The organism is Methylorubrum aminovorans (genome assembly GCF_022179725.1).
Taxonomy (GTDB): domain Bacteria; phylum Pseudomonadota; class Alphaproteobacteria; order Rhizobiales; family Beijerinckiaceae; genus Methylobacterium; species Methylobacterium aminovorans.
In genome coordinates, this window is sequence record NZ_BPRC01000001.1 from 142,562 (window position 1) to 161,588 (window position 19,027).

General features: G+C 69.9%; 18 protein-coding genes and 1 other RNA gene. 11 read left to right on the forward strand and 8 right to left on the reverse strand.

Annotation, left to right across the window (positions count from 1 at the left end):
- The first annotated feature begins 192 nt into the window (after positions 1 to 192).
- Positions 193 to 2,073 carry an ABC transporter transmembrane domain-containing protein gene (locus tag MFF24_RS00680; RefSeq protein ID WP_373322648.1) on the forward strand — a complete coding sequence of 627 codons (1,881 nt, stop codon included), beginning with the start codon at positions 193 to 195 and terminating at the stop codon, positions 2,071 to 2,073.
- Between the two features lie 18 nt (positions 2,074 to 2,091).
- Positions 2,092 to 3,099: a D-cysteine desulfhydrase family protein gene (locus MFF24_RS00685; protein ID WP_238221651.1), complete on the forward strand. Its 1,008-nt coding sequence runs from the start codon at positions 2,092 to 2,094 to the stop codon at positions 3,097 to 3,099.
- Positions 3,100 to 3,246: 147 nt separating this feature from the next.
- On the opposite strand, the gene MFF24_RS00690 is transcribed toward MFF24_RS00685, so the two are convergent.
- From MFF24_RS00690 to MFF24_RS00720, 7 genes are all read right to left on the reverse strand, one after another.
- Positions 3,247 to 4,260, reverse strand: coding sequence for a peptidoglycan -binding protein (locus MFF24_RS00690; RefSeq protein ID WP_108940258.1), 1,014 nt, complete (start codon positions 4,258 to 4,260; stop codon positions 3,247 to 3,249).
- Between the two features lie 2 nt (positions 4,261 to 4,262).
- Complete coding sequence (locus MFF24_RS00695) at positions 4,263 to 5,255, reverse strand: MotA/TolQ/ExbB proton channel family protein (RefSeq protein WP_108940259.1); 993 nt, start codon at positions 5,253 to 5,255, stop codon at positions 4,263 to 4,265.
- A gap of 136 nt (positions 5,256 to 5,391) precedes the next feature.
- Positions 5,392 to 6,213, reverse strand: a complete 822-nt coding sequence (locus MFF24_RS00700) for a TIGR00282 family metallophosphoesterase (protein ID WP_133090753.1) — start codon at positions 6,211 to 6,213, stop codon at positions 5,392 to 5,394.
- Positions 6,214 to 6,222: 9 nt separating this feature from the next.
- On the reverse strand, positions 6,223 to 6,813 hold the full coding sequence (locus MFF24_RS00705) for a 5-formyltetrahydrofolate cyclo-ligase (RefSeq protein WP_108940261.1): 591 nt from the start codon (positions 6,811 to 6,813) through the stop codon (positions 6,223 to 6,225).
- Positions 6,803 to 6,959: non-coding RNA, 6S RNA (gene ssrS / locus MFF24_RS00710), on the reverse strand. The genes MFF24_RS00705 and ssrS overlap by 11 nt, the downstream gene beginning before the upstream one ends.
- A 139-nt stretch (positions 6,960 to 7,098) precedes the next feature.
- Positions 7,099 to 7,467, reverse strand: a complete 369-nt coding sequence (locus MFF24_RS00715; protein ID WP_108940262.1) for a cell division protein ZapA — start codon at positions 7,465 to 7,467, stop codon at positions 7,099 to 7,101.
- A 23-nt stretch (positions 7,468 to 7,490) separates the two neighbouring features.
- Positions 7,491 to 7,811, reverse strand: a complete 321-nt coding sequence (locus MFF24_RS00720) for a DUF4164 family protein (RefSeq protein WP_108940263.1) — start codon at positions 7,809 to 7,811, stop codon at positions 7,491 to 7,493.
- A gap of 462 nt (positions 7,812 to 8,273) precedes the next feature.
- Between MFF24_RS00720 and gap the strand changes: the two genes are divergently transcribed.
- The 7 genes from gap (at position 8,274) to MFF24_RS00755 (ending at position 15,777) form a co-directional block, all read left to right on the forward strand.
- Entirely contained in the window at positions 8,274 to 9,281 is a 1,008-nt protein-coding gene (gene gap / locus MFF24_RS00725) for a type I glyceraldehyde-3-phosphate dehydrogenase (protein ID WP_238221652.1), read from the forward strand.
- A gap of 113 nt (positions 9,282 to 9,394) precedes the next feature.
- On the forward strand, positions 9,395 to 9,907 hold the full coding sequence (locus tag MFF24_RS00730; protein ID WP_238221653.1) for a hypothetical protein: 513 nt from the start codon (positions 9,395 to 9,397) through the stop codon (positions 9,905 to 9,907).
- A 120-nt stretch (positions 9,908 to 10,027) separates the two neighbouring features.
- Positions 10,028 to 11,230, forward strand: coding sequence for a phosphoglycerate kinase (locus tag MFF24_RS00735; RefSeq protein ID WP_238221655.1), 1,203 nt, complete (start codon positions 10,028 to 10,030; stop codon positions 11,228 to 11,230).
- A 279-nt stretch (positions 11,231 to 11,509) separates the two neighbouring features.
- Positions 11,510 to 12,577, forward strand: coding sequence for a class II fructose-bisphosphate aldolase (fba, locus tag MFF24_RS00740; protein WP_108940267.1), 1,068 nt, complete (start codon positions 11,510 to 11,512; stop codon positions 12,575 to 12,577).
- A 7-nt stretch (positions 12,578 to 12,584) separates the two neighbouring features.
- Positions 12,585 to 13,253: a thiamine phosphate synthase gene (locus tag MFF24_RS00745; RefSeq protein ID WP_238221657.1), complete on the forward strand. Its 669-nt coding sequence runs from the start codon at positions 12,585 to 12,587 to the stop codon at positions 13,251 to 13,253.
- Positions 13,250 to 14,341 (forward strand): tetratricopeptide repeat protein, encoded by a 1,092-nt coding sequence (locus tag MFF24_RS00750; RefSeq protein WP_238221659.1) that lies wholly within the window; start codon positions 13,250 to 13,252, stop codon positions 14,339 to 14,341. The genes MFF24_RS00745 and MFF24_RS00750 overlap by 4 nt, the downstream gene beginning before the upstream one ends.
- A gap of 32 nt (positions 14,342 to 14,373) precedes the next feature.
- Positions 14,374 to 15,777: an amino acid permease gene (locus tag MFF24_RS00755; protein ID WP_238221661.1), complete on the forward strand. Its 1,404-nt coding sequence runs from the start codon at positions 14,374 to 14,376 to the stop codon at positions 15,775 to 15,777.
- Positions 15,778 to 15,890: 113 nt separating this feature from the next.
- Here MFF24_RS00755 and MFF24_RS00760 read toward each other — a convergent pair whose 3' ends face one another.
- Positions 15,891 to 17,414, reverse strand: a complete 1,524-nt coding sequence (locus MFF24_RS00760; protein WP_238221662.1) for an NAD(P)H-hydrate dehydratase — start codon at positions 17,412 to 17,414, stop codon at positions 15,891 to 15,893.
- Positions 17,415 to 17,598: 184 nt separating this feature from the next.
- Here MFF24_RS00760 and MFF24_RS00765 point away from each other — a divergent pair, with 184 nt between their 5' ends.
- Both MFF24_RS00765 and MFF24_RS00770 read left to right on the forward strand, forming a co-directional pair.
- Positions 17,599 to 17,937: a P-II family nitrogen regulator gene (locus tag MFF24_RS00765; RefSeq protein WP_009866062.1), complete on the forward strand. Its 339-nt coding sequence runs from the start codon at positions 17,599 to 17,601 to the stop codon at positions 17,935 to 17,937.
- Between the two features lie 85 nt (positions 17,938 to 18,022).
- On the forward strand, positions 18,023 to 18,952 hold the full coding sequence (locus MFF24_RS00770; RefSeq protein ID WP_108940272.1) for a glutaminase: 930 nt from the start codon (positions 18,023 to 18,025) through the stop codon (positions 18,950 to 18,952).
- The last annotated feature ends 75 nt before the right edge of the window (positions 18,953 to 19,027 follow it).

A 19,027-nucleotide genomic window follows, 5' to 3' on the forward strand; every position in this document is an offset into this window, starting at 1 on the left:
AGCCTCGGGCGACGGACAAGAGAGGACGGATCGGCGGTCGCAGGCGAAATCGCAGCACGACCATCGGTCATGACGTCTCGCCAGGTCCGGCACGAACTGGAAATCGCGGCGCGCGCTGCTTATGCGATGGCCTGAGCCCAGAACGATAAGACAGAAGCGGCAAGGAACGGGACTAAACGATGTCGAGGAATGATGGCCCGCAGGCGTGACGCGTCGTCCGGCGCGAGGAGCGACAGAGGGAGCGATATGGGGGGCGATCCGCAGGCGGCTCTCCGGGGGCGGGCGCCGCTCGGGGCGCTCAAACCCCTGATTCCCTTCGCGAGCCGCTATCGGGGCCGCATCCTCGCGGCGCTGATCTCGCTGATCGCGGCGTCGGGCGCGACGCTGGTCGTGCCGATCGCGATTCGCCGCGTGATCGACCACGGCTTCTCGCCGGAGGGGCAGGCCCTCATCAATTCCTACTTCGTGGCCCTGCTCGGCGTCGTGGCGGTGCTCGCGGTGTCGAGTGCCGGGCGCTACTACTCGGTGGTGACTCTGGGCGAGCGCGTCGTGGCGGATCTGCGCTCGGCGGTCTTCGCCCGTTTGACGAGCCTCGATCCGACCTTCTTCGACAAGTCGCAATCGGGCGAGATCGTCTCGCGCCTGACGGCCGACGCGACGCAGGTCAAGGCGGTGTTCGGGGTCTCGATCTCGATCCTGCTGCGCAACCTGTTCCTGTTCGTCGGCGCCGTCGTCCTGATGGTCTGGACCAGCCCCGGCCTGTCGATCCTCGTGCTCGCGGCCATTCCGCTGATCGTCTTCCCGTTGATCCTGTCGGGCCGCGGCGTGCGCCGCCGCTCCCGCGCGGCGCAGGACCGGCTGGCCGACGCGTCGGCCTACGCGGCCGAAGCCGTCGGTGCTATCCGCACGATGCAGGCTTTCGGCATGGGCCGCGCGACTGCCGAGCGCTTCGCGGGCGCCTCCGAGAATGCCTACCGGGCGGCGCGCGCCTCGATCACCGCGCGCGCCCTGCTCACCGGCGTGGCGATCTTCCTGATCTCGGCCTCGGTGGTCGGCGTCATGTGGTACGGCGCCAAGGAGGTGCTCGCCGGCACCACCACCGCCGGTCAGCTCTCCCAATTCGTGCTCTACGCCGTGTTCGGCGCCAGCGCGCTGGGTCAGCTCTCCGAGGTTTACGGCGAACTCGCCCAGGCGGCGGGTGCGGCCGAGCGGCTCGGCGAGATCCTAGCCGCCGAGCCGGCGATCCGTTCGCCCGAGCACCCGATCGCCCTGCCGAGCCCGGCCCGCGGCGCCGTCGCGTTCGAGTCGGTCCGCTTCCGCTACCCGACCCGACCCGAGCACGCGGCCCTCGACGGCATCTCGTTCACGGCGGCGCCGGGCGAGCGCATCGCCCTGGTCGGTCCCTCGGGCGCCGGCAAGACCACGGTGCTGCAACTGCTGCTGCGCTTCTACGATCCCGATGAGGGACGCGTGACGATCGACGGCGTGCCCCTGCCGCAGGCCGATCTCGACGCGCTGCGCCAGCGCCTCTCCCTGGTGCCGCAGGACCCGGTGGTGTTCTCCGGCACGGTTCTCGAAAATATCCGCTACGGCCGTCCCGGCGCCAGCGAGGCGGAGGTGGAGGAGGCTGCCCGGCTCGCCAATGCCGACGGCTTCATCCGGGCCCTGCCGCAGGGCTACGCGACGCTGCTCGGCGAGCGCGGCACCACGCTCTCGGGCGGGCAGCGCCAGCGCGTCGCCATCGCCCGCGCGATCCTCAAGGACGCCCCGGTCCTGCTCCTCGACGAGGCGACCTCGGCGCTGGACGCCGAGAGCGAGCGCGCGGTGCAGAACGCCCTCGACCGGCTGATGCAGGGGCGCACCACCCTGGTGATCGCCCACCGGCTCGCGACCATCCGCGCCGCCGACCGCATCCTCGTCTTCGACGGGGGCAAGATCGTCGAGGAGGGCACGCATGAGAGCCTGCTCGCCCACGGCGCCCTCTACGCGCAGCTCGCGAGCCTGCAATTCGCCGACAGCTTCGACGAAAGTGCGCGATCCCGCGACCCGCGCCCGAAACACGCGGCGGAATAGCGGGCGCAAGGGAGATCGATGGACCTCACCCGCTTCCCCCGCGTGGCGCTCACCGACGGGCCGACGCCGATCCGCTCCCTAGACCGGCTCTCGACCCATCTCGGGCCTGAGCTGAACGGCGTGCGCCTGTTCGTGAAGCGCGATGATGTCGGCCCGGTGGGCCTGGGCGGCAACAAGCTGCGCAAGCTCGAATTCCTGCTCGGCCAAGCCCTGGCAGAGCGGGCCGACACGGTGATCACCGTCGGTGCGCTGCAGTCAAATCACGCCCGGCTCACCGCCGCCTCCGCCGCGCGGATGGGGCTCGCCTGCGAGTTGTTCCTCACCCGCAGCGTCCCGCGGGAGGACGCCGACTACACGGCCAACGGCAACCGGCTGCTGCAGGATCTGTTCGGCGCCCGCGTCCACCTGCTGCCGGGTGAGGCCGATTCGCTGGCGCAGGCCGAGGCTCGGGCGGACGAGCTGAAAGGGGAGGGGCGGCGCGTCTTTGTCTTTCCCTCCGGCGGGTCGAGCCCGCTCGGTTGCCTCGGCTACGCGGCCTGCGCCGCCGAGATCCTGGAGCAATCGGCCAATCTCGGCCTCGGCTTCGCCCGCATCGTCGTGCCGAACGGCAGCTCCGGCACCCATGCCGGCCTCGCCGCAGGCCTCGCCGCCGCCGGCCGGGACCCGCATCTGGCCCAGTCCTACACGGTGCTGGCACCGGAGCCCGAGGCCCGGGCGGCGACGCTGGCCAAAGCCCGCGAGACCCTCGCGCTGATCGACGTCGGCCTGACTCTTTCCGACGACGCCATCCGCGTGGACGGCGCCCATCGCGGGCCGGGCTACGGCATCCCGACCGAGGGCATGCGCGAGGCCGTGCGGCTGATGGCGCGGACCGAAGGGCTGCTGCTCGATCCGGTCTACAGCGGCAAGGCGTTTGCCGGCTTGCTCCACGATGTACGCACGGGCGCCTACGAGCGCGGCGCGGCGGTGCTGTTCGTGATGACCGGCGGGGTGCCAGGATTGTTTGCGTATCGGAGCGAGTTTTAGCGGCCCAACCCTCACCATCTGCGGGGTAGGGTGCCTCGTGGATGCGAGGTGAGAGAGGGGACGACGCTTCCGGAGGAACCTTAACTGGCTCCCAGCCGACCCTCCTTTAAGGGCCACCCACTCCCGCAGAGGGGAGCGGGATTGCTCTCACCGCTCGGTCAGCTTCATCTCGATCCGGCGGTTGCGCGAATAGGCCTCCTCGCTCGTTCCCGAATCGAGCGGCTGGAACTCGCCGAAAGCGCCGGCCAGGAGCCGCTGCGGCGGAAGCCCCTTGCTCCGCAGATACTGTACGACCGCGATGGCGCGCGCCGCCGAGAGCGCCCAGTTCGAGGGAAACTGCGCCGACTGGATCGGTCGCGCATCGGTGTGGCCGTCGACGCGCAGCACCCAGGGGATGTCGGCGGGGATTTCTTTGGCGATGTCGAGGATCGCCCCGGCGATCCGGTCGAGTTCCGGCCCGGCCTCCGGCTTCAGCGCCGCGGAGCCCGCCGCGAACAGCACCTCGGATTGCAGGACGAAGCGGTCGCCGACGATGCGCACATCCGTGCGGCTACCGATGACCTGGCGTAGGCGTCCGAAGAAGTCGGAGCGATAGCGGGCGAGTTCCTGCACCCGCTGAGCGAGCGCGACGTTGAGGCGGCTGCCGAGTTCGGCGATGCGCGCCTGGCTCTCACGGTCGCGGGTCTCAGAGGCCGCCAGTGCATCCTCCAGCGCCGCGAGCTGCCGGCGCAGCGCCCGGATCTGCTCGTTGAGCAGCTCGACCTGGTTCTGCGCCCGCTGCGTCGCGCCCCGCTCGGCGGCGAGCTGCGCATCGACATCGGCGCTCTTGCCCGAGGCCGCCTCGCTGGCGTCGGCGAGCGCCCGGAGCCGGTCGCGCTCGGCTTCCGTTGCGGTCAGCGTGTTGCGCAGGCCGGAGGCTGCCTCCTCCTGCGCACGACGGCTGGAGCGCTCCAGCGCCAGCAGGTCGGTGAGGTCGGCGATCTGGCGGTTGAGGCGGTTGAGCACCGCGTCCCGCCCGGTCAGCTCCTGCGACAGGAAGAACTGCCCGACCACGAAGACGGTGAGCAGGAACACGACCGCGAGCAGAAGGGTGGCGAGCGCATCGACGTAGCCCGGCCAGACATTCAGGCTGCGCTGCGCGCGCGCGCGGACCGACGCCATTCTTAATTGACCTTCTCGCGCGCCAGCCTTTCGAGCACCTGCTTCAGCTCGCGCTCGCGGGCGGCCTGGGCCTCGACCCAGTCGCGGATCATCTGCTGCTCGGCGCGCATGTGCTGCACGAGGCCCTGGATGCCCTCGGCGAGGTTGGTCATGGCCTGGGTCGCACCGCGGCCCCCGGCGCCCTCGGCGATGACACCGCTGAGACGGTCGACGGCGGCCTGAAGCTCGCGGGCAATGGCCGGGTCGTGCTCCGGCGCGGGGCGGGCGGCGATGGCGGTGGTGGCGACCGCCTGCTCCTCGCCGGAGACCAGCCAATCCTCCAACTCGTTATGGAAGCGCGCATGGGCTTGGCCGGCCTGCAGATCGAGGAAGCCGACGATCAGCGAGGAGGCGAGGCCGAACAGCGAGGCGGAGAAGGCCAGGCCGATGCCGGAGAGCGGCACGGCGAGCCCGCTCTTCAACTCGTCGAACATCACCGCCGCGTCCCCGCCGCCGCGCATGCCGCCGATCACCGAACCCACCGCCGAGAGCGTCTCGATCAGGCCCCAGAAGGTGCCGAGCAGGCCGAGCAGGATCAGGATGCCGGCGATGTAGCGCAGGATCTCGCGGCCTTCGTCGAGCCGCACGGCGGTGGTGTCGAGATGGGCGCGGGTGGAGGTCAGCGTCACGCCCTCGCGCCGGGCCGCGATGGCCGGCAGCAGGGGACCCAGCAGGGTCGGCCGCTCCTTCGGATTCTGCCCGGCGGCGACCGCGTTGACGTAGCGCACCTCGCGAAACAGCCGTGTCACCTGACCGAAAGCGAGCAGCACCGCGATCAGCAGGACACCGAGGATCAGGCCGTTCAGGCCCGGATTGGCGAGGAAGGCCGGCGTGATCTGCTTGTAGAGGACGAAGGCGAGGAAGCCCGCGAGCGCCAGGAACACCAGCATCCGCACCAGCGTCATGCCGGGTTTGGCCAGGGGAGGCGTGTCGGGGGACGCGGAACGGGCCGCCATCGGGTCCATACTCGAGTTGGGGCCTCACGCCGGGACCGGCGGCACCGCTGTGACGAAATCGGCGGCACTCTGGCGGCTCGGCCGGCCGCGATCAAGTCGCGGCGCGCGCTCGTTCAACGCGCCTCGATGCGGGAACTCAGTCCCAGGCGCGCGGCCAGGTCTCTTCCAGATGCGGCCCGAGCCGCACCGCCCAGACCTGCTTGGCCAGTCCCGTCGCGTCGTCGGTCTCGACCGCGACCCCGCACAGCGTGCCCTCGCCGGTCGCCGCTTCGAGCCGCGAGCCCGGCGTCTTCTGCAGAAAGCGGCGGATCGGTTCGTCCTTCTGCATGCCGAGGATCGAATCGTAGTCGCCGCACATGCCGGCATCGGAGAGGTAGGCGGTGCCGCCGGGCAGGATGCGGTGGTCGCCGGTGGGCGCATGGGTGTGGGTGCCGACGACGAGGCTGGCCCGGCCGTCGAGGAAATGCGCCATGGCCTGCTTCTCGCTGGTGGCCTCGGCGTGCATGTCGACGATCACCGCATCCGCCGCCGCCCCGAGCGGGCAGGCATCGAGTTCCCGGTCGGCCGCAGTGAAGGGATCGTCGAGGGGGTCGAGGTAGATCCGGCCCATCACGTTGACGACGAGCACGCGGGCGCCGCGCGCCGTCTCGATCACCGTCGCGCCCCGGCCCGGCGTTCCGGGCGGGTAGTTCGCCGGCCGGATCAGCCGCGGCTGGCGGGCGATGAAGACGAGCGCCTCGCGCTGGTCGAAGGAATGATTGCCGAGCGTCACCGCGTCGGCGCCGGCCTGGAGGATCTCGTCGCAGATCGATTCGGTGATGCCGAAGCCGCCGGCCGCGTTCTCGCCGTTGATGACCACGCAATCGAGTCGCCAGCGCTCGCGAAGGCCGGGAAGACGTTCGGTGACGGCGTGGCGGCCGGGGCGCCCGACGATGTCGCCGAGGAAAAGGATGCGCATCGCGAAGATTCAGCTTTGCCGGAGCGGCACGGGTCCGGTCTCGGTCACGAGATGGTCGAGGGGACGGTCGTGCGGCTCGGCCGGAACGCGCTCGATCTCCTGGACGGAAAATGCGATGCCCACCGTCAGCACCGGACCGTTCTTCGAGAGCCGCTCGATCGCCTGATCGTAGTAGCCCGCGCCGTAGCCGATGCGCTGGCCCGCCCGGTCGAAGGCGGCGAGCGGCACGATCAGGGCGGTGGGGTCGAGGGGCGGAAGGTCGTCGCGCGGCTCGCTGAGGCCGAAGCCGCCCTGGACCAGTTCCTCGCCGGCCCGCCATTCGCGAAAGACGAGGCCCTGCTTGGTGACCTTCGGCAGGGCGACCCGCTGGCCGCGGGCGAACAGGCGCTCGATCAGAGGGCGCGGATCAATCTCACTGCGGATCGGCCAGAAGGCGCCGACCAGCGGCGCCTGCGCGAGTTCGGGAAAGCCCGCGATGGTCTCAGCAGCGGCGAGTGAGCCGGCGGCACGGGCCTCGGGCGAGAGCGCATCGCGGCGCTTGAGCGCCTCGGCGCGGAGGCTCGCCTTGAGCGAGCGTTCAGGGGAAGAGTGCGGAGCCACTTGAGCCGTTGGAGTGTCGATCCCGGGAAACCTACAGAGTAGGTGGGCGCCGTGTTGGCCAAGTCCACGGACGAGGCCAGTGACAGCTCCCGAGGGAGTCGATAAGGCCCCGGGGAAAGTTCTCCTGACGAACTCTGCAGCCCCGCCTGCCAGAGATAGACGCGCCGGGGCCCGGGCGCCAGGGGGTGATCGCGCCGCGCTCCAGAAATTCGAAGCCGGCACGATGATCCGGCTGCGGCATCTTCGTCTCGCGGCCGGTCGTCCGGCCCGTCTCGACCGTCGCGTTCACTCTCGCCCTTGCTCGCCCTTGCCGCCCGAGGGCCCGACCGATTGGCCCGACAGCGCCCGTGCGAGCCGGTCGATGCGCTCGGCGGCGACGCCGACGCCGCCCGCGAGCCGCGCCTGCTCCGCGGCGCCCTGGGCCGCGCCACGCTCCAGATCGGCGATGCGGCGGCGAGCCTCGTGCAGCTCGTCGGCCAGCGTCAGCGAGGCCATCACGTGCAGGCGCATGTCGCCGATCTCGCCGAAGGTGCCGCGCATCTCGGTGACCCGGTCGTCGAAGCTCTTAGCGAGCGCCGCGAGATGGTCCTCCTCGCCGGGGCCGCAGGCCATCCGGTAGCTCTTGCCCGCGATGGTGACGTTGACGTGCGGCATCCGCGTTTGAACCTGACTCGAACTCAGCGCCCGGCCGGGCCGGACAGGACGTCTTCCACGGTCTCGATGGCGCGATCGAGGCGGCGGTTGACCTCGCCGGTGGTGCTCGTCATCCGCGCGAGCCGCGCGCCCGCCGCATCGAGTTCGGCGGCAAGCCGAACCCGGTCCTCTTCGAGCAGGGCGAACTCCGTCTCCCGGTCGCCGCGGCTGCGCTCGGCCTCGAGCTTGCGGGCCACCGCCGTCTCCAGCAGCGCGAGAGCCGTGTCGAGCCGGTGCAACGCCTCTTCCAGGTTGCCGCCCTGCTGCTCTCTCGCCTGCGCTGCCCTTGAATCCGCTCGCGCCATGATCACCCGTTGATTGCCGCCTCGCTGGGTCCTGCCACGGAACGCGTCCAGCGCCGCGGCGGCCAGAACGCAAACGGCCGACCACGGACGGACTTTCGCGGTACTCCGAACCCTCGCGACCAACAGGTTTCAGCCAAGAGCATTCGAAATTCCAGACAATTCACAGGCCTACCCACGATCTTTGACAGTCCGGAGGGCCATGTTAGAGAGCCGGCGCCCGGCCCCGATCCCCCGGCGCGGGGCCGCCCAACGGATTCCCAAGACCGTGATCCTTTCCGGCTCTCCGCTCAGACCGTCCGCCGACCGGACGGGTGCGGGCCGCGTCACGGTTCATCCCCGGTTCAGTCCCTCCCCGCTTGGAGCGGTCTCATCGACTTCGGGCGCCGCGCGCGAACGCCGCTGGCGGGCCCGCCCTGTTTTTCATCGGCGCGCGGGTGCGCCTCATCACGAAGGAGTCACGCCGTGACCGTCAAGGTTGCCATCAACGGGTTCGGGCGCATCGGCCGCAACGTGCTGCGTGCCATCGTCGAGGCCGGCCGCACCGACATCGAGGTCGTCGCGATCAACGATCTCGGCCCCGTCGAGACCAACGCCCACCTGCTGCGCTACGATTCCGTGCATGGCCGGTTCCCGGCCGAGGTCGCGGTCGAGGGCGACGACATCGTCATCAACGGCAAGCGCATCCGCGTCACCGCCGTGCGTAACCCGGCCGAGTTGCCGCACCGCGATCTCGGCGTCGATATCGCGATGGAATGCACCGGCATCTTCACCTCGAAGGACAAGGCGAAGGCCCACCTCGACGCGGGTGCCAAGCGCGTCCTCGTCTCGGCGCCCGCCGACGGCGCCGACCTGACGGTGGTCTACGGCGTCAACCACGACCGGCTCACGGGCGAGCACCTCGTGGTCTCCAACGCCTCCTGCACCACGAACTGCCTCGCGCCGGTCGCCAAGATCATCCACGAGACGGTGGGCATCGAGCGCGGCTTCATGACCACGATCCACTCCTACACCAACGACCAGCCGTCGCTGGATCAGATGCACAAGGATCTCTACCGGGCGCGCGCCGCCGCGCTCTCGATGATCCCGACCTCGACCGGAGCCGCCAAGGCCGTCGGCCTCGTCCTGCCGGAGCTGAAGGGCAAGCTCGACGGCACCGCGATCCGCGTTCCGACCCCGAACGTCTCGGCGGTCGATCTCGTCTTCACCGCCAAGCGCGAGACCTCGGTCCAGGAGATCAACGACGCGATCAAGGCGGCCGCCGCCGGCCCGCTCAAGGGCGTGCTCGGCGTGACCGACCGGCCGAACGTGTCGATCGATTTCAACCACGATCCGCACTCGTCCACCTTCCACCTCGACCAGACCAAGGTCATGGACGGCACCTTCGTGCGCATTCTGTCCTGGTACGACAACGAGTGGGGCTTCTCGAACCGCATGGCCGACACCGCCGTGGCCATGGCCAAGCTGATCTGACGCTCTAGCTACGCTTCCACGGGAGCGGCCGGCCGTGTGCGTCGGCCGCTCCGGACTGCCTTCGAGTTCCCTTAGGCGAGCCCAGCTCGCCGAAGATCCAAGGTGCGTATGCGATGACCGAGACTTCGCCGGCAAAGCCTTCCGGGGGCGACTTCATTCCCGCGACCTCTTCCTCCTCCCCGCCGTCCGCCGCCGCGACGCCCGTTCCCGCGGCCCCGTCGCCGAGCGTCGGCAAGGCCGAGCTGCCCGCCTCCGGCGCCGGCTATCACGCCGACCAGCTTGCCCGCATCGAGGACAAGACCGCGCGCATCGAGGACAAGTACGCCCGCTCCGAGGCGCTGCTCTCGCGCGTCGAAGAGAAGGTCGAGTCGGCCTCGGTCCGGATGAACGACGCCGCCCGTCAGGCCGACCTCTCGTCGCTTCGCAGCGAAGTCCGCACCCTGTCCGACCGGGTCGGCCGCCTGCCCGGCACCGGCGCCCTCGTTCTGACCGCGATCATCACGGCCGTGCTCACCGTCGCGCTGATGGTTGCCGTGCAGCGGCTGAACCTCGACCGGATGCTGCCGCACGGCGTCGGTGGCCAGAGCCAGACCGCGCCCGCCACTCCCCCGGCCTCCAACCCTTAGGACCAAGCACGATCGCGCCGCGATCATGCCCGGCTCTAAATTCCTGTTTTGCCGCGCTCTCTCACGCCGAACCGGTATCCACTTCGGCGGAGAGCGCACTGAGAAGAACCCGACGCCGCCATGACGGATTTCCGCACCCTCGACGATGCCGGCCCGCTCCAGGGCAAGCGCGTGCTGCTGCGCGTCGATCTCAACGTGCCGATGGAGGGCGGCCGCGTCACCGACGCGACCCGGATCGAGCGCGTGGTGCCGACGATCCGCGAGATTGCGGATGCGGGCGGACGGGTGATCCTGCTCGCGCATTTCGGCCGCCCCAAGGGCAAGCCGGATCCGAAGGATTCGCTCAAGCCGATCCTGCCGACGCTGTCCGAAAAGCTCGCCCGTCCGGTGGCCTTCGGCGAGGATTGCGTCGGTGAGGCTGCGGCCAAGGCGGTCGCGGCGCTGAACGACGGCGACGTGCTGCTTCTCGAGAACACCCGCTACCACGCAGGCGAGGAGAAGAACGACGCCGAGTTCGCACGGGCGCTCGCGGAGAACGGCGACCTCTACGTCAACGAGGCCTTCTCCGCCGCTCACCGGGCGCACGCCTCGACCGAGGGACTCGCCCGCCTGCTGCCGGCCTATGCCGGCCGCCTGATGCAGGCCGAACTCGACGCGCTGACCAAGGGGCTCGAATCTCCGGCCCGCCCGGTCATCGCCATTGTCGGCGGCGCCAAGGTCTCGACCAAGATCGACCTTCTCGAAAACCTCGTCGCCAAGGTCGACATGCTGGTGATCGGCGGCGGCATGGCCAACACCTTCCTGCACGCGCAGGGCAAGGATGTCGGCAAGTCGCTGTGCGAGAAGGATCTCGCCGAGACCGCCCAGCGCATCCTGACTGCGGCCAAGGAGAAGAACTGCACCATCATCCTGCCGGCCGATGCGCTGGTCGCGCGCGAGTTCAAGGCCAACGCCGAGAACGAGACCGTGACGGTGGATGCCGTTCCCTCCGACGCGATGATCCTCGATGTCGGCGCCTCCTCGATCGCCACGATCGACGGCGCCATCGACGAGGCGCGCACGCTGGTCTGGAACGGCCCGCTCGGCGCCTTCGAACTGACGCCCTTCGACACCGGCACGGTGGCGGTGGCCCGGCACGCGGCGGCCCGCACCAAGGCCGGCCAGCTCGTCAGCGTGGCGGGCGGCGGCGACACGGTGGCGGCGCTGAACCATGCCGGCGTGGGCGAAGACTTCTCCTACGTCTCCACCGCGGGCGGTGCCTTCCTCGAATGGCTTGAGGGCAAGGAGCTCCCCGGCGTCGAGGCGCTGCGCGCCAAGGGCTGAGACCGGATCAATCCTCCCTCTTCAAGGGGGGAGGGAGCCCGCGGAGCGGGCGGGAGAGGAGCCGGCTCGGGTTTAACCCGGACACGGCGCGCTCCCGTCGCCCAGACCCCTCCGTGGCCCCCTCTCCGGCAGCGGGAAGAGGGCTTGCTGCGGAAGCGGCAGAAGGCGGGGAAGCCCAAGTTTTTCATCGCCCTGCGCAGGCTCTCGGCGCGGCGGCACCTATATTGGCCTCAACACGGGACAGGCCCGGCTGAGGCCGCATCGCACGAGGATCGAATCATGGCACGCATCACCCTTCGGCAGCTCCTCGATCACGCCGCCGAGTACGGCTACGGCGTGCCCGCGTTCAACCTGAACAACATGGAGCAGGGGCTCGCCATCATGGCGGCGGCGGACGCCACCGACTCGCCGGTGATCCTCCAGGCGAGCCGGGGTGCACGCGCCTATGCCAACGACGTGGTGCTGGCCAAGCTCATCGACGGCCTCGTCGAGATCTACCCGCACATTCCCGTCTGCATGCATCTCGACCACGGCAACAACGAAGCCACCTGCGCCACCGCGATCCAGTACGGCTTCACCTCGGTGATGATGGACGGCTCGCTCAAGGCCGACGGCAAGACTCCGGCCGACTACAACTACAACGTCGAGATCACCCGCAACGTCACCAAGATGGCCCACTGGGCCGGCGTCTCCGTCGAGGGCGAACTCGGCGTGCTCGGCTCGCTGGAGAGCGGCCAGGGCGAGGCCGAGGACGGCCACGGCGCCGAGGGCGTGCTGTCGCACGACCAGCTCCTGACCGATCCGGACGAGGCGGTGAAGTTCGTGGCCGCCACCAAGGTCGATGCGCTGGCGGTGGCCATGGGCACCAGCCACGGCGCCTACAAGTTTACCCGCAAGCCGGACGGCGACGTGCTCGCCATGGGCGTGATCGAGGAGATCCATCGCCGCCTGCCGACGACCCACCTCGTCATGCACGGCTCCTCCTCGGTGCCGCAGGACCTTCAGGACATCATCAACCAGTATGGCGGCCAGATGAAGCCGACCTGGGGCGTGCCGGTGGAGGAGATCCAGCGCGGCATCAAGCACGGCGTGCGCAAGATCAACATCGACACCGACAACCGCATGGCGATGACCGGCCAGATCCGGAAGGTGCTGACCGAGAACCCCTCCGAGTTCGATCCGCGCAAGTACCTCAAGCCCGCCATGGAGGCGATGACCAAGCTGTGCAAGCAGCGCTTCGAGGAGTTCAACACCGCCGGCCAGGGCTCGAAGATCCGCCCGATCTCGGTGGCCGAGATGGCCAAGCGCTACGCCAACGGCTCCCTCGACCCGAAGATCGACGCCTGATCCGATCATGGCCGAGAAAGACTCCGCGGCGCCGCGGCCCCGCCTCGCCCTCCTTACCCCCTACGGCCTCGGTCCAGCCGAGGCGGAGGCGACCGCTGCCTCCCTCGATGCGGCCTGCGCCGCAGGGGACGTGGCGGCGGTGATCCTGAGGCTGGCGGCCGCCGATGAGCGCAGCCTCGTCGGCATCGTCAAGAAACTGGCGCCGTCGGCGCAGGCGCGCGGCGCGGCGGTGCTGGTCTGCGTGCCGGGATTTACCGGCGACATCGTCTCCGTCGCGGCCCGCGGCGGGGCGGACGGGGTGCATCTCGACCGTGCGGACGAGGACACCCTGCGCGATTGGCGCGGGCGCCTGCGCGACGGGCGCATCCTCGGGACGGGCGGCGTGCTCGGCTCGCGGGATGCGGCGATGGTCGCGGGCGAGACCGGCGTCGATTACGTCATGTTCGGCGGGCTCTTTCCCGACGGAGCCGCCCCCGATGCGGAGGAGGTGCGCGAGCGCGCGACGTGGTGGGCCGAGATCTTCGAGACCCCGTGCATCGCGGTCGCGACCGCCGACGAGGATGTTGCGGCGTTGGCACGTGTGGGCGCGGAGTTCGTCGGGCTGGAAGGCGGCCTGTGGCGCGACGATCCCGAGGGTGTGCAGGCCGCTCAGGCGCAGCTCGATCAGGTGCGATGATCTTGTTTGATGAGAGGACCGTGGCGAGAGCTTCAAAAGCACGGCTCCAAGTCGGGACTCGGTCCCTCTCGATCTTGACCGCTTTCGCCGTCCTCGGCATCGGCGGGCTGCACGCCGCCCCGAACCCGCCGGCGGCGAAGGCACCCGCCGCACAGACGCCGGCCAAACCGAACCAGCTCGATCTGAAGCGCGAGCTGCCCTCGCCCTACTCGCCCAATGCCGAGGGGGCGAAGCCGGCCGCCGCGAACCCGAATGCCGACGTGGCCTACGGCGCCTACCAGCGCGGACGCTACGTCACCGCCTTCCGCGAGGCGACGCGACGCATCGAGGCGAGCCCAAAAGACGCCGCGGCGATGACGCTGCTCGGCGAACTCTACAACCAGGGCCTCGGGGTGAAGCAGGACCCCAAGCGCGCCCACGAATGGTATCGGCTCGCCGCCCTCCAGAACGATGCCAACGCCATGGCTTCTCTCGGCATGATGGCGATGGACGGGCGGGGGCAGCCCAAGGACGAGAAGGCCGGTCGCGCCTGGCTCGAACAGGCGGCGCGCAAGGGCCAGCCCAGCGCCAGCTACAACCTCGCGCTGATCCAGCTCGCCAGCGACAAGCCGGCGGATCTCGCCGCCGCCGTGGCGAATTTCCGCACGGCGGCCGAGGCCGAGGTTCCCGCCGCGCAATACGCCCTCGGCGTGCTCTACCTCCAGGGCAAGGGCGTTCCCAAGGACACGACCCAGGCTGCGCAATGGTTCCGCCGCGCCGCCGACAACGGCGACCTCGGGGCCGAGGTCGAGTTCGCGATCCGGCTGTTCAACGGCGACGGCGTGCCCAAGGACGAGGCTCGCGCCGCCCGCTACTTCCTGCACGCCGCGCAGCGCGGCAACGCCATCGCTCAGAACCGGATCGCCAAGCTCTTTCTTTTCGGCCGCGGCGTGCCGAAGAACCTCGTCGAGGCCGCGGCCTGGAATCTCGCCGCGGCGTCGCAGGGTCGGTCCGATGCCGGGCTCGATCAGGCGACCGCCGGGCTCACCCCGGACGAGCGCAAGCGCGCCGAGCTGCTGGCGGCGGACCGGACGAGCCTTTCACCGTAGCGCCCAGCGGCACCCGCGCGACAGGAGTCCGAATGACGTCCAGCCTCCTTCGCCGCAAGCCCCTGCGACGGGAGCCCGACGGGGAGCGGCGGTTGGCTCGGACGCTGAGCTGGCCCCACCTCGTGGCGCTCGGTGTCGGCGCGATCGTCGGAACCGGCATTCTCACGCTGATCGGCGTCGGGGCGGCCAAGGCCGGGCCGGCGGTGATCCTGTCCTTCGCCATCGCCGGCGCGATCTGCGCCTGCGCCGCCCTGGCTTACGCCGAGATGGCGACGATGATCCCGGTCTCGGGCAGCGCCTACACCTACAGCTACGTCGTGCTCGGTGAGTTGCTGGCCTGGATCATCGGCTGGAGCCTGATCCTCGAATACTCGCTCGTGGTGAGTGCGGTGGCGGTCGGCTGGTCCGGCTACGCCGCGCCGCTCCTCGAGAGTCTGTTCGGTTTCCCCAAGGCGCTGATGCAAGGACCGGAGGCGGGCGGTGTGGTCAATCTGCCGGCGGTGGGCATCATCGTCCTGGTCGCCGTGCTGCTCCTGCGCGGCACGCGTGAGAGCGCCACACTCAACGCCGCCCTGGTTCTGGTGAAGATCGCCGCGCTCGTCGTGTTCGTCGCCTTCGCCCTGCCGGCGTTCGAGGCCACCCATCTCGAGCCGTTCAATCCGTTCGGCTTCTCCAAGAGCGTTCAGGCCGACGGCGTCGAGCGCGGCGTCATGGCCGCGGCGGCGATCATCTTCTTCGCCTTCTACGGCTTCGACGCGATCGCCACCGCCGCGGAGGAGACGCGCAATCCCGGCCGCGACCTGATGATCGGCATCGTCGGATCGATGGCGGCCTGTGTCGTGATCTACGTCGCGGTCGCCGTCGCCGCGGTGGGGGCCGTCTCCTACACCCGCTTCGCCGACAGCCCGGAGCCGTTGGCGCTGATCCTGCGCGAACTCGGCCAGCCGCTGGTGGCGCAGTATCTCGCGGCCTCCGCCGTGATCGCCCTGCCCACGGTCATCCTCGCCTTCTTCTACGGGCAGAGCCGCATCTTCTTCACCATGGCCCGCGACGGAATGCTGCCGCAGGGTCTGGCTAAGGTATCCGCCAATGGCACGCCGGTGCGGATCACCCTCTTCACCGCCGCCATCGTTACCGTGCTCGCCGGGCTCGTTCCGCTGGGCGAACTCGCGGCGCTCGCCAATGCCGGGACGCTGGCAGCCTTCATCGCGGTCGCGGCCTGCATGCTGGTGATGCGCGTCCGCGCGCCTGAGGCGTCGCGCACCTTCCGCGCCCCGATGCCCTGGCTGATCGGCAGCATCACGATTCTCGGCTGCGGATACCTGTTCTTCAGCCTGCCCGCGACGACCCAGCTCTGGTTCGCGGTCTGGAACGTGTTCGGGCTGGTGTTCTACGCCCTCTACGGCCGCAGGCACGCGGTGGCCGCAGCCGGTTAGAGCATCGTGCTGGATATCAGATCCAGTACGATGCTCTCTCTTCTCGTTTGGGCATCATCTTTTTCCGAAAGCCGGTGGCCACCTTTCGGGACGATGCTTGAGCCGGCGGGCGATCAGGCGTCCCCCGCGAGGTCGCGCAGGACCGCCGGAAGCAGCTCGGGAAGGTCCTCGGAGATCAGCCCCGGCCCGAACCGCAGGCCCGCATCGCCGTGCAGCCAGACGGCGGCGCTGGCCGCCTCGAACGGCTCCAGGCCCTGGGCCAGCAGCCCGGCGATGATGCCGCCGAGCACGTCGCCGGAGCCGGCGGTGCCGAGATGCGGCGTGCCGTGATCGTTGATCGCCGTGCGCCGATTGGGGGCGGCGATCACCGTGTCGGCCCCTTTCAGCACCACGACCGCTCCGGCGATCTCGGCAGCCCGCGCCGTCCGCTCTGTCTTGCTCAGCCCGTCCGTCACGGCGTCCGTGCCGGAGAACAGGCGCGCGAACTCGCCTTCGTGCGGCGTGAGCACGGCCCGCGCCTCGCCATCGCGGATATGGCGGGCCAGCGTGCGCACCTCGCTGCGGAAGCTCGTGAGCGCATCGGCGTCGAGCACCAGGGCACGCCCGGCCCCCGCCGCGACCGCGACGAGGTCGCAGGTGGCCGGGCCGGTGCCGAGGCCGGGCCCGAGCAGCAGCGCGTTCAGCCGTTCGTCGGCCAGCATATCGTCGAGGTCGTCGGCGCTCTCGCATGGGCGCAGCATGATCGCGGTGAGGTGGGCGGCATTCTCCGCCAGCGCCTCGGTGGGCGAGGCCACGGTGACGAGGCCCGCGCCGACCCGCAGCGCACCGCGGGCGGCGAGCCGGGCCGCGCCGGTGCGGTGCGCCGGGCCCGACAGTACGAGCGCGTGGCCGCGGGTGTATTTGTGGCTGCCGGCGGTGAGCCGCGGCAGCCGCCACAGACCGGGCGCGTTGCGATAGAGCGCCCGCACTTCCTCGGCGAGGCCGGCAGCGAGGGCGGCCTCGCCCGTGCCGATCTGAGCGACGTGCAGCGCGCCGCAATGGGTCCGCCCCGGCTCCAGCAGGTGGCCGGGCTTGAGCGCGACGAAGGTCACCGTCTCGGTCGCCTCGATCGCGCGGCCGCGCACCGCGCCGCTGTCCCCGTCGATGCCACTCGGCACATCGACCGCCACCACGGGGATGCCGGAGCGGTTGACGGCCTCGACCAGGGCGTGGGCGGTCCCTTCCAGATCGCGGCAGAGGCCGGCGCCGAACAGGGCATCGATGATGAGATCGACCGGTGGAACCTCCGCCTCCGCGGCACCGATCGGGCCGGCCCAGGCCTCGGCCGCGAGGGCGGCGTCGCCCTTGAGCGCGGCAGGCTCGCCGAGCAGGCGCAGGTCGACGCGGTAGCCGCCCTCTGCCAGCAGGCAGGCGGCCACGAAGCCGTCTCCGCCATTGTTGCCGGAGCCGCACAGGACGAGGATCCGGCCGCCGTCCGGCGCCAGGGTGCGGGCGCATTCGGCGACCGCGGCGCCCGCCGCCCGCATCAGGGTCAGGCCCGGCGTACCGGCGGCGATGGCCGCGGCATCGACCCGGCGCATCGCCTCAACGGTGAGCAGCCGTTCCGCGGGCTTCCTGTGTTTCACCGGCTCATGCATGCAACTGGCTCACGCTCTGCCCGAAAATTCATCGATTTCGGCATCATTGCCTACATATTCCGCTTTGTTTGCACATTGCGTGCGCAACTTCCCGGTCTCGTCATCCAAATCGCCGTGGCGGTCACGCGACGGCGATGGTACATAATTGACTGACTGAGGGACGAGGCGGATCGGGCTTTTCCGGATGAAGAAGATCGAGGCGATCATCAAGCCGTTCAAGCTCGACGAGGTGAAGGAAGCCCTCCAGGAGGTCGGCCTCCAGGGCATCACCGTGATCGAGGCGAAAGGGTTCGGCCGACAGAAGGGCCATACCGAACTCTACCGCGGCGCAGAGTACGTCGTGGACTTCCTGCCCAAGGTGAAGCTGGAAATCGTGCTCTCGGACGCCCTCGTCGAAGGGGCCGTCGAGGCGATCCGCAAGTCGGCCCAGACCGGCCGCATCGGCGACGGCAAGATCTTCGTCTCGACGATCGAGGAAGCCATCCGCATCCGCACCGGCGAGACCGGCTCCGACGCGATCTGACCCGAACGGCCTCGTTTTGTGGCCCGCTTCGTGAAGGGCCGGGCTCGTCTGCGCTCGCCCTGAAGCGCCGTAGCCGAGTGACGCCGTGCCCGATCTCGACACCATCGTCCAAGACATCGCCCAGGAGATGCGGGCGCGGCCCGACCGCGGCACGGTGGCGAGCTACATTCCCGAACTCGCCCGCGCCGACGCCCAAGCCTTCGGCCTCGTCGTGATCGACGGCGATGGCCGGGTCGCCGCCGGGGGCGATGCCGACATCCCCTTCTCGATCCAGAGCATTTCCAAGGTCTTCACCCTGACGCTGGCGCTCGGCATGGTCGGCGACCGGCTCTGGCGCCGGGTCGGCCGCGAACCCTCGGGCAGCCCGTTCAACTCGATCGTGCAGTTGGAGCGGGAGAACGGGATCCCGCGCAATCCCTTTATCAATGCCGGCGCCATCGCCGTCACCGACGTGATCCTCTCGGGCCACCAGCCGCGGGAGGCGCTCGGCGAGATTCTGCGCTTCATGCAGTTCCTGGCGCAGGACGACAGCATCACCATCGACGAGCGCGTGGCGGCCTCCGAGAAGCGCACGGGCTTCCGCAACGCCGCGCTTGCCAACTACATGCGCTCGTTCGGCGTGATCGAGAACCCGGTCGATTACACTCTGGGCGTCTACTTCCATCACTGCGCCATTGCGATGAGCTGCCGCCAGCTCGCGACCGCCGGGCTGTTCCTCGCCTATTCCGGGCATCATCCGCTGGCCGGGCACTCGGTGATCTCGGCCGAGCGGGCACGGCGCATCAACGCCATCATGCTCACCTGCGGCCATTACGACGGCTCGGGTGATTTCGCCTACCGCGTCGGCCTGCCGGGCAAGAGCGGCGTCGGCGGCGGCATTCTGGCGGTTGCGCCGGGGAAGGCTTCGATCTGCGTCTGGTCGCCGGGGCTGGACGCGGCCGGCAATTCGCATCTCGGGCGTATCGCCCTGGAGATGCTGGTGAAACGGACGGGTTGGTCGATCTTCGGTGTTTGAGGCGCGGCCGTCATCGCGAGGTGGAGCCGAAGCGAAGACCGCGTGAAGCGATCCAACAAAAAACCGCCCCCGCCT

Bases quoted from the DNA above. Each gene is read 5' to 3' on its own strand.
- MFF24_RS00680 (WP_373322648.1), top strand. From the start codon at position 193: ATGGCCCGCAGGCGTGACGCGTCGTCCGGCGCGAGGAGCGACAGAGGG.
- MFF24_RS00685 (WP_238221651.1), top strand. From the start codon at position 2,092: ATGGACCTCACCCGCTTCCCCCGCGTGGCGCTCACCGACGGGCCGACG.
- MFF24_RS00690 (WP_108940258.1), bottom strand. From the start codon at position 4,260: ATGGCGTCGGTCCGCGCGCGCGCGCAGCGCAGCCTGAATGTCTGGCCG.
- MFF24_RS00695 (WP_108940259.1), bottom strand. From the start codon at position 5,255: ATGGCGGCCCGTTCCGCGTCCCCCGACACGCCTCCCCTGGCCAAACCC.
- MFF24_RS00700 (WP_133090753.1), bottom strand. From the start codon at position 6,213: ATGCGCATCCTTTTCCTCGGCGACATCGTCGGGCGCCCCGGCCGCCAC.
- MFF24_RS00715 (WP_108940262.1), bottom strand. From the start codon at position 7,467: ATGCCGCACGTCAACGTCACCATCGCGGGCAAGAGCTACCGGATGGCC.
- MFF24_RS00720 (WP_108940263.1), bottom strand. From the start codon at position 7,811: ATGGCGCGAGCGGATTCAAGGGCAGCGCAGGCGAGAGAGCAGCAGGGC.
- MFF24_RS00730 (WP_238221653.1), top strand. From the start codon at position 9,395: ATGACCGAGACTTCGCCGGCAAAGCCTTCCGGGGGCGACTTCATTCCC.
- MFF24_RS00735 (WP_238221655.1), top strand. From the start codon at position 10,028: ATGACGGATTTCCGCACCCTCGACGATGCCGGCCCGCTCCAGGGCAAG.
- fba (WP_108940267.1), top strand. From the start codon at position 11,510: ATGGCACGCATCACCCTTCGGCAGCTCCTCGATCACGCCGCCGAGTAC.
- MFF24_RS00745 (WP_238221657.1), top strand. From the start codon at position 12,585: ATGGCCGAGAAAGACTCCGCGGCGCCGCGGCCCCGCCTCGCCCTCCTT.
- MFF24_RS00750 (WP_238221659.1), top strand. From the start codon at position 13,250: ATGATCTTGTTTGATGAGAGGACCGTGGCGAGAGCTTCAAAAGCACGG.
- MFF24_RS00755 (WP_238221661.1), top strand. From the start codon at position 14,374: ATGACGTCCAGCCTCCTTCGCCGCAAGCCCCTGCGACGGGAGCCCGAC.
- MFF24_RS00760 (WP_238221662.1), bottom strand. From the start codon at position 17,414: ATGCATGAGCCGGTGAAACACAGGAAGCCCGCGGAACGGCTGCTCACC.
- MFF24_RS00765 (WP_009866062.1), top strand. From the start codon at position 17,599: ATGAAGAAGATCGAGGCGATCATCAAGCCGTTCAAGCTCGACGAGGTG.